Source organism: Streptomyces sp. NPDC085932 (assembly GCF_044540525.1).
GTDB lineage: Bacteria > Actinomycetota > Actinomycetes > Streptomycetales > Streptomycetaceae > Streptomyces > Streptomyces levis.
In genome coordinates this window covers 555418-568924 of record NZ_JBITSJ010000003.1, presented here as the reverse complement: position 1 = coordinate 568924, position 13507 = coordinate 555418, and the positions used below count along the sequence as shown (strand labels likewise).

Sequence of the window (13507 nt, the reverse complement as noted above, 5' to 3'; positions counted from 1 at the left end):
GATGTGACCGACCGGGCCGACGGGGGAGGCAACGTGGACGACTATGCGGGACGGGTTCTCGCCGACCGCTACCGCCTGCCGCTGCCGCCGTCCGACGAGTACGAACTCACCGAGACCCGGGCCTTCGACACCTACAGCGGGCAGGAAGTCCTGGTCCGGCAGGTGCCGTTGCCGGAGGTCGTCGAGGCGGAGGTCCTCGACGCGGAGGGGCTGCCCGACGGTTTCACGGCACGTGACGGAGGGGTGCGACGGCCCGGGGCGCGTCCGGGTGTGCGGCGGCCCACGGATCCGGTGGTGCGGCGTGCGGTCGAGGCCGCGCAGGCGGCGGCGGCGATCCCCGACCATCCGCGGCTCGACCAGGTCTTCGACGTGTTCGCCGAGGGCGGTTCGCTGTGGATCGTCAGTGAGCTGGTGGCCGCGCGTCCGCTGGCGGCGCTGCTCGCCGAGAAGCCCCTGACGCCCTACCGGGCGGCCGAGGTGGCCTCCGACGTGCTCATGGCGCTGCGGGTGCTGCACGCCCACGGCTGGGTGCACCGGAACATCACCGCGCGGACGGTGCTCGTCTGCGACGACGGCCGGGTGATGCTGACCGGCCTCGCGGTGGGCGCGGCGGAGGAAGCGCTGTGCGGCTACGACCCGGTGCCGCCCCCGCCGTTCGAGGAGTCCTCGCCGGGACCGGAGGCCGTGGGCCCCGGGACCGGACCGGCCAACGGCGTGAGCGGTCCCGGTGGCCTCGGAGGCGCCGGAGGCCGGGGCGGTTCCGGTGGGCCGGTCGGCATCGGCGGCCCGGGCGATCCCGAGGCCGCGCGGCGTGCCGCCATAGAGGCGCGGGAGGCCAGGGGACTGCCGGCGGCCGGGGCGGACCCGACGGGCGGCGGCCCGGCCGTGCCGGCGCGGCGGGGTCCGGGCGACACCGACCCGCGGGCCGCGCGCGCCGGGGCCATCGCCGCCTACCGGGCGGGTGCCCGGGCGGCCGCACGGGTCCAGGAGGCGCAGCAGAACACCCGGGCGCTGCCCGGCGCCCGGTCCGCCCCGGACAGCGGACCGGGGCCCCACGGCAACGGCGCGGCCCGCTCCCCCTACGTCCCCGGGCAGGGCACGGCGCCCGACGCCTCCCCGCCGGGGCGGATAGCCGACCCCTACGGCGTGGCCGGCAAGCCCCGCACCACCGCCTGGCACGGCGCCACGCCCCGCGGCGGCACCGACGGCGGAACCGCCGGCGCCCTCTCGCCGCAGGGCCGGGAGCAGGCGGCCCTCCCCCCGGCCCCGGACTCCTCCGAGCCAACCCGCTGGGACGACCTGGTCGCCCATACCCCGGCGCCCCGGCGCGGTCCGGCCACGGCCCTGGCCGCCGAGCGGGCGCGGCAGGCGCGCATGGCGGTCGTCGGGCCGGTCACCGAACGCTGGGCGCCGGAGCAGGCCGGACCCGTGCACGAGAACTGGCAGCTGGCCGCGCCCATCGGCCCCTCAACCGACCTGTGGGCGCTGGGCGCGCTGCTCTTCCGTGCCGTGCAGGGCCATGCGCCCTACCCGGAGGAGTCGACGGCCGAGTTGGTGCAGATGGTGTGCGCGGAACCGCCCGCGTACGCCGAGGAGTGCGGGCCGCTGCGGCCGGTCGTGGAGTCGCTGCTGCGGCAGGACCCCACCGAGCGCCTCGACTTCGAGGAACTGCGCGGCTGGCTGCGCTCGCTGGTGCGCTCGGCGCCCGAGCCGGAGGCCGGACTGCACGTGGTCGCGGCGCCCCCGGCCGATGCCGGCCGGCTGCCCGTCGTACGCCGCCGGGGCGAGCTCGTGCGCAGGCGGCGGGCCGGGCTGCCCGCGCATCACGGGCGGCACAAGCGGGCCAAGGAGTCCCGTTCACCGCACCGCCTCGGGCGCACCCTGCTCGTGCTGGTGCTGCTCGTGATGGCCGCGGCGATCGCCTACGCCATGCTCTTCATGCCCAAGTCGGACACCGGCGGCGCGGAGGGCACGGACCGCACCGGTGCCGCCGGTGAGGCCGGCCGGGCGCCCGAGCCGGACGCCAGCAGCGAGCCGAAGCCCGACCAGACCTCACCCGCGCCGGAGACGAGCCCGTCCACGTCGGCCGGTTCCTCCGAGACGCAGACCACCGGACCCGGCGTCGCCGACGGTTTCGCGCTGCGCAAGGACCCGGCCGGTTTCCAGGTCGCCGTCGCCAAGGGCTGGGACCGGTCCCCGGGCGGCAACGACCAGGTGGTGTACGCGCAGGGCGACTTCGAGCTCATCGTGGTACCGGGCCGCGACAAGGCGTCGGAGTACGGCACCGATCCGATGGCCTACCAGCGGGAGCGGGAGCGCGAGTTGCAGCCCTACCGGGACTCCAGCTGGGCCACCTCCACCGGGCTGAAGACGATCGAGGTCGGCGGACGGACCATGGCCGAGGGGCAGTTCACCTGGACCGGCGACGACGGGGGTGAGCTGTACGTGCGCAACCTCGCGATGCTCGTCGACGGGCACTACCACGTGCTCCAGGTGCGCGGACCGGAGTCCGAGCGGGACGAGGTGACACGGCTGTACGAGCAGGCGGCGGCCACCTACCGCGTGACGGAGTGACCGGCTGCGCCGAGACGGGGTGACCGGCTGTCGCGTGACGGAGGGGCCGGCGGGCATGCGCGCATGTGCCCCTGCGCCCTGAACTCCCCTCCGGTCACCTCCCGTCCCTGCAGGCGACAACCGTCACAGTGCGGTCACCGTGGCACCCCGCTTGTTCCCTGGGGAGGGGCGGGTCCTTACGCTGACCCTGTCAAGACCATTGCGGGGCAACGTGAATCAGATGCAGGGCCAGCTCGTCGCGGGCCGTTACCGGCTGGCCGACGCCATCGGCAGCGGCGGGATGGGCCGGGTGTGGCGTGCGCATGACGAGGTGCTGCACCGTTCTGTGGCCATCAAGGAGCTGACGGCCGCCCTCTACGTCTCCGAGAGCGAGCAGGCGATCCTGCTCGCCCGCACCCGGGCCGAGGCCAGGGCCGCCGCGCGGATCAACCACTCCGCGGTCGTCACCGTGCACGACGTGCTGGAGCACGACGGACGTCCGTGGATCGTGATGGAACTGGTCGAGGGCCGCTCCCTGGCCGACGCGGTCAAGGAGGAGGGGCGCGTCGAGCCGCGCGAGGCGGCGCGGATCGGACTGTGGGTGCTGCGGGCCCTGCGCGCCGCGCACACCGCCGGGGTCCTGCACCGCGACATCAAACCGGGCAACGTCCTGCTCGGCCGCGACGGACGGGTGCTGCTCACCGACTTCGGCATCGCCCAGATCGAGGGCGACACGACCATCACCCGGACCGGGGAGGTCGTCGGCTCGGTCGACTACCTCGCGCCCGAGCGGGTCCGCGGCCACGACCCGGGCCCGTCCTCCGACCTGTGGGCGCTCGGCGCGACGCTCTACACGGCCGTCGAGGGGCGCTCGCCGTTCCGCCGCACCACGCCGCTGACCACCATGCAGGCCGTGGTCGAGGAGGAGGCCGACGAGGCGCGGTACGCCGGTCCGCTCGCGCCCGTCATCACCGCGCTCCTGCGCAAGGACCCCGCCACCCGGCCCGACCCGTCCGAGGCGGAGCAGATGCTCGCCGAGGCGGCGGAGGGGCGCCGGCCGAACGGGGCGCAGGCGTACGTGCCGACGCAGTACGGGGGGACACAGCCGTACGGGGAGGGCCGAAGCGGCACGGCCACGGCCGGTACGAGCCCCACCGGCACCGGCACCGGCACCGGCACCGGCCCGAACGGCACGGCTCCGCACGGCTCCGGTGGGCACGACACCGGCTGGAGCGGCACCGGCCCGAACGGCAACGGCACCGGTGGGCACGGCACCGGTGGACAGGGCGCTCAGGGGCACGGCTCCGGTCGGGGCGGCTCCGGCGCGCACACGCGGACGCCGTTGCCGCCGCAGGCCGGCACTCCGGCGACCGGAACGCCGACGTCCGGCGCCTCACCGGCCGGCACGTCCCCGAGCGGCGCCACCGCCGGCGGCCGCCCGGGCGCGCCGACGGGCCCGCACCCGTACGGACCGCACCGGCAACCCGGTGCCGGACAGCCGCACAGCGGGACGCAGCATCAGGGCCGGGGACACGCATACGGCGGGCCCCAGCCCTACGGAGCGGCACAGACGTACGGTGCCGGACACCAACCCGGTGCACGACACCAGCCCGGCGGGGGGCAGTCGGCGGGTGCGGGTCGGTCGTCCGGGGCGGGGCGGCGGCGTCGGCTGCGTACCCTCGCCCTCGTCGTCGCACTCGCGGCGATCATCGGCGGCGGCACCGCCGTGGTGCTGCAGCAGTGGGACGACTCCCGCCGCACGCCGGGGACCGCGTCCGGCTCCGTGGGCCCCTCGGCCCAGCCGGGCAGTTCGGTCCCGGAGGGCTGGACCCGCCGGGACGACCCCGCGGGTTTCAGCCTCTACCTGCCCAAGGGCTGGAAGCGCAAGCCCTTCGGCCCGCAGGGCGAGCTCCGGCAGATCGACTACACGCCGGACGGCGGACGGCAGTTCGTGAGGATCGCCGTCGACACCTCCCCGGACTTCTCCGACCCGTACGCCCACCAGCTCGACCTGGAGCAGCAGCTGAAGGGACTGGCCGACTACCGCCGGCTCACGCTGGAGCGCAACGTCTACCGCGACCGGAACGGCGCGCTGTGGGAGTACACCTGGACCGCGCGGGCGAAGGACACCCCGTTCCCCGGTCCGCGCCGGGCCATCGAGGAGACGTACGTCGCCCGCGACGGCACCGAGTACGCGCTCTACATGTCGGCCCCCGCCGCGGACTGGGCCGAGGCACGCAAGCAGTTCACCGCGCTGTTGCAGGGGTGGCAGGAGAAGACCTCCTGAGACGGTCCGGCCGCTGACCCGGGGACGTCTGTTTCGGCCACCCGCGTTTCGCCGCCCCGGAGCGGTTCCGTCCGGTGGGGCATGATGGCCGCATGGGGACCGAGGGGCACAACATGCGTGTCATCGCGGGCCGTTACCGGCTCGGGGAGAGGCTCGGGCGCGGAGGCATGGGCGTGGTCTGGCGGGCGACGGACCAGTTGCTCGGCCGGGGCGTGGCGGTCAAGGAACTCCCCTACGACGAGACGCTCTCGGCGGCCGAGGCGCGCCGCCAGCGGGACCGTACGCTGCGCGAGGCCCGGGCCGTGGCCCAGTTGAGCCACCCGCACATCATCGTCGTCCACGACGTCGTCGAGGACGGCGAACGGCCCTACATCGTCATGGAGTTGATCGAGGGGGGCTCGCTCGCCGACCGCATCGCGGGCCGGGGCCCGGTCGACGCCGCCGAGGCCGCGCGCATCGGCATCGATCTGCTCGGCGCCCTGCGGGCCGCGCACGCGGCCGGGGTCCTGCACCGCGACCTGAAGCCCGAGAACGTGCTGCTGGAGGAGGGCACCGACCGGGTCGTCCTCACCGACTTCGGCATCGCCCAGGTCCAGGGCGCCCCCACGCTCACCGAGAACGGCTCCTTCGTCGGCTCGCCCGAGTACACCGCGCCCGAGCGGATGTCCGGGCTCAGGACCGGGCCCGAGTCCGACCTGTGGTCGCTGGGCGCGCTGCTGTGCACAGCCCTCAGCGGGGAATCGCCGTTCCACCGCGACTCGTTGGGCGGCGTCCTGCACGCGGTCGTCGTCGGTGACATCCAGCCGCCCCCGCAGGCCGGACCGCTCCTGCCCGTCGTCCAGGGGCTGCTGGAACGGGACCCGGACCGTCGGCTGGACGCGGACCGGGCGGAGCGGATGCTGCGGGCCTTCCGCGCGACGGGCCGGACGCCGTCGGCGCCACCGCCCGGGTACACCCCGGTGGTGCGGGACGTGCCGCACGGGCAGCCGCAGGACACCACAGGCGCGGCGGCGTCCGTGCCGCCGACGGGCCCGGGCCGGGGGGAGGAGCGGGAGGAACCCTTCATGCGGCAGCCCACCCGGCGGGTGCTCGTGGCCGCGCTGCTGGTCGCCGCCGTGGCGGGCGCGGGGGTCTCCGCCGCGGCCCTGCTGCGGGACGAGAGCAACGGCGACGGCGTCACCCCGCCCACGCGCCCGGCCCCTTCCGCCCCGGCCACGCCCACGGCCCGCCCCTCCTCCCCGCACGCCTCGGCGCCCGCCCCCACCCTCACCGCGAGCCGGCCGGAGAACCCCGAAACGCCCTGAAGCGGGCATACGTCACGGCTGGAAGTCACGGGTCTGTGACCGGCTCGCGCCCTCGGTGGATACGTGGGTGCCTGGCGCGATATGGATGAACCCATGAGCAGCGACGGGGGAGCCCGATCCGGGGCCGACGAGCCGACGAGTTTCGCCTTGCAACCACCCCGGCCGCAGGCGCCGGTACCGGGGAACCCGTACGCGACGCCCACCCAGGTCGTGCCACCCCGGACGGCCGCCGCGGCGGCGACGGACGGGGATCCCGGCGCCGGGCGTCTCATCGCCGGGCGGTATCGGCTCATCGGCAAGCTCGGTCATGGCGGCATGGGCACCGTGTGGCGGGCGCAGGACGAGACGGTGGACCGGGAGGTCGCCGTCAAGGAGCCCCGCGTCCCCGACCATCTTCCCGAACGCGAACGGGCCAATGCCTTCGAGCGGATGCGCCGTGAGGCCCGGGCCGCGGCCCGGCTCGATCACCCGGCGGTCGTCGACGTCCACGACGTGGCCGTCGTGGACGGGCAGCCGTGGATCGTGATGGAGCTGGTGCGGGGCCGTTCGCTCGGCGACGCCCTCCAGGAGGGCACCCTGTCCGCCCGCGAGGCCGCCCGGATCGGCCTGGAGGTGCTCGGCGCGCTGGAGGCCGCGCACGCGGCGGGCATCCTGCACCGTGACGTGAAGCCGGACAACGTGCTGCTCGGCCGGTACGACCGGGTCGTCCTCACCGACTTCGGCATCGCCCGGATCGAGGGCGAGACCAGTCTGACCGACACCGGCGGCTTCGTCGGCTCGCCCGAGTACATCGCGCCCGAGCGCGTGCTGGGCCAGCGGCCGGGCCCCGCCAGCGACCTGTGGTCCCTCGGCGTGGTGCTGTACGCGGCCACCGAGGGCGTCTCGCCGTTCCGCCGCAGCAACACCCCGGCCACCCTGCAGTCCGTCCTCAACGCCACGCCCGCACCGCCCGCCTCCGCCCAGGGGCCGCTCGCCGAGGCCATCAACGGGCTGCTGCACAAGGACCCGGCGCGCCGCCCGGACGCCGCGCGGGTGCGGGCCCTGCTGGAGTCGGCCGCGCACCCGCCCGCCGCCCGGCCCACCCAGGTCGTGCGGGGCGAGGGCGGCGGAAGCAGACGCGTCCGGTTCGGCCGCGGGGCCTGGCTCGGCCTCGGCGCGGCGGTCGTGGCGGCGGCGGTGACGGCGTATCTGGTGCTCGCCGACCCGTTCGCGGGGCCGCTGCCCGACGGCTGGCAGGTCCGTCAGGAGAAGGAGCTCGCCGCCGCGCTGGCGGTCCCGGCCCACTACGAGCGGACCGTGCCGGACCCGGAGGCGAACCGGGGACACCGGGTCATTTACACCGACCACAGCGGCAGCATCTGGATCGCCCTGTCCCTCGACAAGAAGGCGGAGGACACCGGCCGGGCCATCGCCGGGTCCGCGGCCGCCGAGATGTACGACGACGACACCGGGTTCGAGGAGAGCGGCAGCTACGAGCTGGACATGCCGGAGAACCCGGAGACCAACCCCAAGGTGACCACCTACCGGGGCAAGAAGGCGGCGGAGAACACCGTCAGGTACGAGACCGACGACAGCCGGCAGTCCCGCCCGCGCGAACTGCGCATCTTCTACTTCCAGAACCCCGGCGGCGACATGTACGAGCTCACCGTCGGCTACCCCGGGGAGGGCGACTTCACCGACCGTGGGCGTGAGGTGGCGCGCACGGCGATCGAGAATCTGGACATCGAGGGGACCTGAACCGGCCGCCGCCCGCCCCGCGTCGACATACCCGCGCTCCGCAGGGTACTGATGGGGCATGAGCAACGACGGGGGCGGGACGGACGCCGCCCAGGGCCGGCTGGTCGGCGGGCGGTACCGGCTGGTGGAGCGCATCGGCTCCGGCGGCTCCGGCATCGTCTGGCGCGCCCACGACGAGCTCGGACAGTGCGAAGTCGCCGTCAGGCAACCGCGGTTGCCCGGTTCGCCGGAGGACGAGGGACACCGGCGGGCGGCGCACCGGCTCCACCGTGAGGCGCGTGCCGCCGCCCGGGTCGGCCATCCCGCCGCCGTCACCATCCTGGACGTCGTGGTCGAGGCGGAGCAGCCGGACGAACGCCTCGGCCCGCAGGGCCCGGACGAGCTCGACGCGACCGAGATGCTGGACGGACTCCCGTGGATCGTCATGGAGTGGGTGCCCGGCGAAACCCTGGACGAGACGCTGCGGCGCGGGCCGGTCGAGCCGCGTGAAGCCGCCCGCATCGGCCTCGCCCTCCTCGGCGCCCTGCGTGCCGCGCACGCCGTGGGCATCGTGCACCGGGACGTGAAGCCGTCCAACGTACTGATCGCCAAGGACGGCCGGGTCGTCCTGACCGACTTCGGCCTCACCTCCACGCAGGGCGAGGAGTCGGCCCCGGCCGGTGGGGAGGACGCGGACCCGTCCGCGTTCGTCGCCCCCGAGCGGAGGTCGGGCCGCATCGCCGGGCCCGCGTCCGACCTGTGGTCCCTGGGCGTACTGCTGTACACGGCCGTGGAGGGCTCGCCCCCGCCCCCACGGGTCGTCGCCCCCGGGGACACGCCCGCCGCGCTCCTCGCCGCCGGGCCGCCCGAGCCGCGGCGGACCGGACCGCTCGCAGCGCTGATCGGCCGCCTGCTGGTCCCGGAACCGGAACTGCGGCCGGACGCCGAGGAGGTCGCCAAGGAACTGGCGGCGGCGGGACCGGCCGTGGAGGAGACCTCCGTCCAAGGGGCGACCGGGCACGCGGAACCGTTCCCTCGGTCGGAAACGCCCGTGCGGCGGAAGGGGCGGACGGCGGCGCCGCAGGAGCTCATACCGGCGGCGGCAACGGAGGCGACTCCGCTCGCCGCCCCTGGAACGACACCCCTCGCGACGCCCCCTGAAACGACGCCGCTCGAAACGGCCCCCCTCGAAGCGACGCCCCCCGCTGCACCCACGGCACCCACCCCCGCCCGCCCCCGACGCCACACCCTCCTCCGCCCCGGCCCCTTGGCGCTGCTCGGCGCGCTGCTCGCCGGAGGCGTGGGGGCGGCCACCCAGTTCGCCGACACCAGCAGCGCCGACACCGGCACCGTCGAGACCACCGAACACGCCGCGGACACCACCGACACCAAACGCACTGCGGACGCCGAGCCTTCCGTGGACACCGAGCCCCCACCGGACACCGAGCCCTCCGCGGACACCGAGCCCCCACGGGACACCAAGCCCTCCGCGGACACCACGGCCACTGCGGACACCACGGCCGCCTGGACCCCGCACCCCGAGCCGGACCTGGCGGCCGTCCTCCACCTGCCGCCTCACTTCCGCCCCCTCGACCGCACCGGCGACGGGACCGGCGACCGTGCCGGCGACGGCACCGACGGGCCCCGCACGGTGCTCTACGGCGACGACCGGGGCGGCACGCTCCAGGTCAGTCTCCGGTTCTGGGACCGGGCCCCGGCCGCCCCGATGCGGCAGGCCAGGAAGACGGCCGAGGCCGGGGGAGAGGCGCACTACGCCCGCACCACCGTCCAGGGCCATGCCTCCGCCCTCGCCGACACCACGTACCGCCGGGGCGAGCAGCACCGGCGTGCCCTGCGGGTGCTGGTCCGCACCGGCGACGGCCGCATGTACGAACTGCGCGTCGACATGGCCGCGGGCACGTCCGAGGAGCGGGAGGGCACCGCCCTGTTCCGGGGCGCCCGGGACCGGCTCGGGATCGTAAAAGGCTGAACCGTCTCCGCGCCACCGCACAACGCCCTGATCAGGGCGTTCGTTGCCAGTGGTCACTGGCGCCGTGTGTGCAGTCGGTGAAGCCGTATTACCGACGGGTACCCAAAGCCTCCGCCGCGGCATACCCTGCGCCTCATGACGGACGCGCAGGCCGTGGAGAAGACGGCAGAGACCGGCACACCGACCGGTACGAACCCCCTCGCCCCCGCCCCGGAGGGCGCCCGCACCGCCGCCGACGTGGTGACCCCCGAGCTGATCGCCCAGCTCACCAAGGGCGTGGTCGGCTCCGGCCGGACGGCCAACCACACGCCGTTCACCGGTGAGAAGCTGGCCGACCTCCCCGAGGCGACGCCCGAGGACGTGGCCGAGGCCTTCGAACTGGCCCGGGCCGCCCAGTCCGTGTGGGAGCGGACGCCCGTGCGGCAGCGCGCCGCCGTCCTGCTCCGCTTCCACGACCTGCTGCTGGAGCGCCAGGCCGAGGTACTGGACCTGATCCAGCTGGAGACCGGCAAGGCCCGTCTGCACGCCCACGAGGAGGTCCAGGCGGTCGCCGTCGCCGCCCGGCACTACGGCCGCAAGGCACCGGCCTACCTCCGCCCCAAGCGGCACACCGGCGCCGTGCCGACCCTGACGAAGGTCACCGAACTGCGCCACGCACGCGGTGTCGTCGGCCAGATCGCCCCCTGGAACTACCCCCTCGAACTCTCCGTCGGCGACGCGCTCCCGGCCTTCGCCGCGGGCAACGCGGTCGTCATGAAGCCGGACACGGAGACCTGCCTGACCGCGCTGTGGGCCCGTGACCTGCTCATCGAGGCCGGCCTGCCCGCCGACGTCTTCCAGGTCGTCCTCGGCGAGGGCCCGGTCGTCGGCCCGGAGGTCGTCCGCCACGCCGACTACGTCTCCTTCACCGGTTCCACCCGCACCGGCCGCGAGGTCGCCCAGGGCGCCGCCGCCCGGCTGGTCGGCGTCTCCCTCGAACTCGGCGGCAAGAACGCCATGCTGGTCCTGGAGGACGCCGACCTCGAGAAGGCGGCGGCCGGTGCCGTCCGCGCCTGCTTCTCCTCGGCCGGCCAGCTCTGCATCTCCATCGAGCGCCTCTTCGTCCACGAGTCGGTCGCGGACGCGTTCCTGGAGCGCTTCGCCGCCCGGACCAGGGCGATGCGCCTGGGCACGTCCCTGGCGTACGGCGCCGACATGGGCTCCCTGGTCGGCGAGCGCCAGCTGGAGACCGTCACGCGGCACGTGGAGGAGGCCGTCGCCAAGGGCGCGAAGGTCGTCGCCGGCGGTGTGGCCCGCCCGGACATCGGCCCCTACTTCTTCGAGCCGACGATTCTCGACGGGGTCGGCACCGACATGTCGGTCTGCGCGGAGGAGACGTTCGGCCCGGTCGTCTCCGTCTACCGCTTCACCAGCGAGGACGAGGCGATCGAACGCGCCAACGCCACGGCGTACGGCCTCAACTCCTCGGTCTGGACGAGGAACGGCCGCCGGGGCCGGGAGGTCGCGGCCCGTCTGCGCACCGGCACAGTCAACATCAACGAGGGCTACGCACCCGCCTACGGCAGCGTCCAGTCCCCGATGGGCGGCATGAAGGACTCGGGCCTCGGCCGCCGCCACGGCTCCGAGGGCATCCTCAAGTACACGGAGGCCCAGACCGTCGCTCACCAGCGGGTCCTGCCGATGGCCCCGTCCCTGGGCATGGACGACGAGCAGTACGCCCGCTTCATGAGCCGGAGTCTGCGCCTGATGAAGGCGCTGCGCTTCCGCTGACGCCCCCGCACCACCACCGACGGCCCGCACGCGACACTCAACGAGGAGAACACGTGCCTCAGGACGCATACGACTACGACGTCATCGTGGTCGGCTCCGGCTTCGGCGGCTCCGTGACCGCCCTGCGCCTCACCGAGAAGGGTTACCGCGTGGGCGTCCTGGAGGCCGGCCGCCGCTTCACCCGCGAGACCCTCCCCAAGAACTCCTGGGACCTGAAGAACTACCTCTGGGCCCCCAAGCTCGGCATGTACGGCATCCAGCGCATCCACCTGCTGGGCAACGTGATGGTCCTGGCCGGGGCGGGCGTCGGCGGCGGATCCCTCAACTACGCCAACACCCTCTACGTCCCGCCGAAGCCGTTCTTCGAGGACCCCCAGTGGCGTCACATCACCGACTGGCAGGACGAACTCGCGCCGTACTACGACCAGGCCCGCCGCATGCTGGGCGTCCGCACCAACCCGACCATGACCCCCTCCGACGTGCACCTGAAGGCCGCGGCGGAGCGGATGGGCTGCGGTGACACCTTCCACCTCGCCCCGGTCGGCGTCTTCTTCGGCGACGGCCGGGACGCCGACGGCTCGGTGGAGGCCAAGCCGGGCCAGGAGGTGCCCGACCCCTACTTCGGCGGGGCGGGCCCGTCCCGCAAGGCCTGCGCGGAGTGCGGCGAGTGCATGACCGGCTGCCGCCACGGCGCGAAGAACACCCTCAACGAGAACTACCTGCACCTGGCCGAGAAGGCGGGCGCGGTCGTCCACCCCCTGACCACGGTCGTCTCGGTCACCGACGACTCGCGCGGCGGCTACGCGGTCGCCACCCTGCCCACCGACCGCCGCAGGGCGAAGGGCCGCACCTACACCGCCCGCCGGGTCGTCCTCGCGGCCGGCACCTACGGCACGCAGACCCTCCTGCACCGCATGAAGGCCGGAGGACAGCTGCCGCACCTCTCGGACCGGCTGGGCGAGCTGACCCGCACCAACTCCGAGGCCCTGGTCGGCGCCCAGACCGACGACCGGCGCTACCGCAAGGCCCACGGCGCGCCCAGGGCGGACTTCACGCGCGGCGTGGCCATCACGTCCTCGATCCACCCCGACGCGAACACCCACATCGAGCCGGTCCGTTACGGCAAGGGCTCCAACTCGATGGGCAGCCTGTCGATCCTCCAGGTCCCGTACTCCGGACGGAACTCGGGCACGTCCCGGGTCCTGGGCTTCCTCGCGAACGCGGCCCGCCACCCCGTGCTCGTGCTGCGCTCCCTGTCCAACCGCCGCTGGTCGGAGCGGACCATCATCGGCCTGGTGATGCAGTCACTGGACAACTCCCTGACGACCTATCTGAAACCGTCGGGTGTCGGCCGTGGCCTGCTCACCGCACGCCAGGGGCACGGTGCCCCCAACCCCAAGCAGATCAAGGCCGCCACCGAGGGCGCCTCGGCCCTCGCCGCCGAGATCAACGGCTTCGCCGGCTCCAACGTCGGCGAGCTGATGGGCACCCCGCTCACCGCCCACTTCCTGGGCGGCTGCCCCATCGGCGACTCCCGCGAGACCGGCGTGATCGACCCGTACCACCGCCTGTACGGCCACCCCGGCATCTCCGTCGTCGACGGCGCCGCGGTCTCCGCCAACCTGGGCGTGAACCCGTCCCTGACGATCACCGCCCAGGCCGAACGGGCCATGTCGTTCTGGCCCAACAAGGGCGAGCCCGACCCGCGCCCGCGCCAGGGCAGCGCCTACGAGCGTCTCCAGCCGGTCGAGCCGAAGTCCCCGGCGGTCCCGGCGGAGGCCTTCGGGGCGCTGCGGCTGCCGTTCCTGGGGATGCCGGCCGTCCCGCCGAAGAAGTAGCCGGCCCTTCCGGCAGCAGAAGAGGGACCTGCGCCCCCCTCCGAGCGCA

General features: G+C 74.6%; 7 protein-coding genes. All 7 read left to right on the top strand.

All coding sequences use genetic code 11. The features are described from left to right. Window positions 1–33: 33 nt before the first annotated feature. The 7 genes from ACIGAQ_RS18590 to ACIGAQ_RS18560 all read left to right on the top strand — a co-directional run bounded on the left by ACIGAQ_RS18590 (window position 34) and on the right by ACIGAQ_RS18560 (window position 13458). Window positions 34–2574 (top strand): protein kinase, encoded by a 2541-nt coding sequence (locus ACIGAQ_RS18590; RefSeq protein ID WP_399784035.1) that lies wholly within the window; start codon window positions 34–36, stop codon window positions 2572–2574. A 220-nt stretch (window positions 2575–2794) separates the two neighbouring features. After that, window positions 2795–4840, top strand: a complete 2046-nt coding sequence (locus ACIGAQ_RS18585) for a protein kinase (RefSeq protein ID WP_399784032.1) — start codon at window positions 2795–2797, stop codon at window positions 4838–4840. Window positions 4841–4932: 92 nt separating this feature from the next. Further along, the gene (locus tag ACIGAQ_RS18580; RefSeq protein ID WP_399784029.1) at window positions 4933–6144 is read left to right on the top strand and encodes a protein kinase; all 1212 of its coding nucleotides are present in this window, start codon (window positions 4933–4935) and stop codon (window positions 6142–6144) included. Window positions 6145–6237: 93 nt separating this feature from the next. Further along, window positions 6238–7881 carry a serine/threonine-protein kinase gene (locus ACIGAQ_RS18575; RefSeq protein WP_399784026.1) on the top strand — a complete coding sequence of 548 codons (1644 nt, stop codon included), beginning with the start codon at window positions 6238–6240 and terminating at the stop codon, window positions 7879–7881. 58 nt (window positions 7882–7939) lie between these two features. Next, a complete protein-coding gene (locus ACIGAQ_RS18570) occupies window positions 7940–9850 on the top strand; it encodes a protein kinase (protein WP_399784023.1) in 1911 nt (636 codons plus the stop codon). A gap of 135 nt (window positions 9851–9985) precedes the next feature. After that, window positions 9986–11620, top strand: coding sequence for a succinic semialdehyde dehydrogenase (locus tag ACIGAQ_RS18565; RefSeq protein ID WP_399784020.1), 1635 nt, complete (start codon window positions 9986–9988; stop codon window positions 11618–11620). A 53-nt stretch (window positions 11621–11673) separates the two neighbouring features. After that, window positions 11674–13458 carry a GMC family oxidoreductase gene (locus ACIGAQ_RS18560; RefSeq protein WP_362277123.1) on the top strand — a complete coding sequence of 595 codons (1785 nt, stop codon included), beginning with the start codon at window positions 11674–11676 and terminating at the stop codon, window positions 13456–13458. The last annotated feature ends 49 nt before the right edge of the window (window positions 13459–13507 follow it).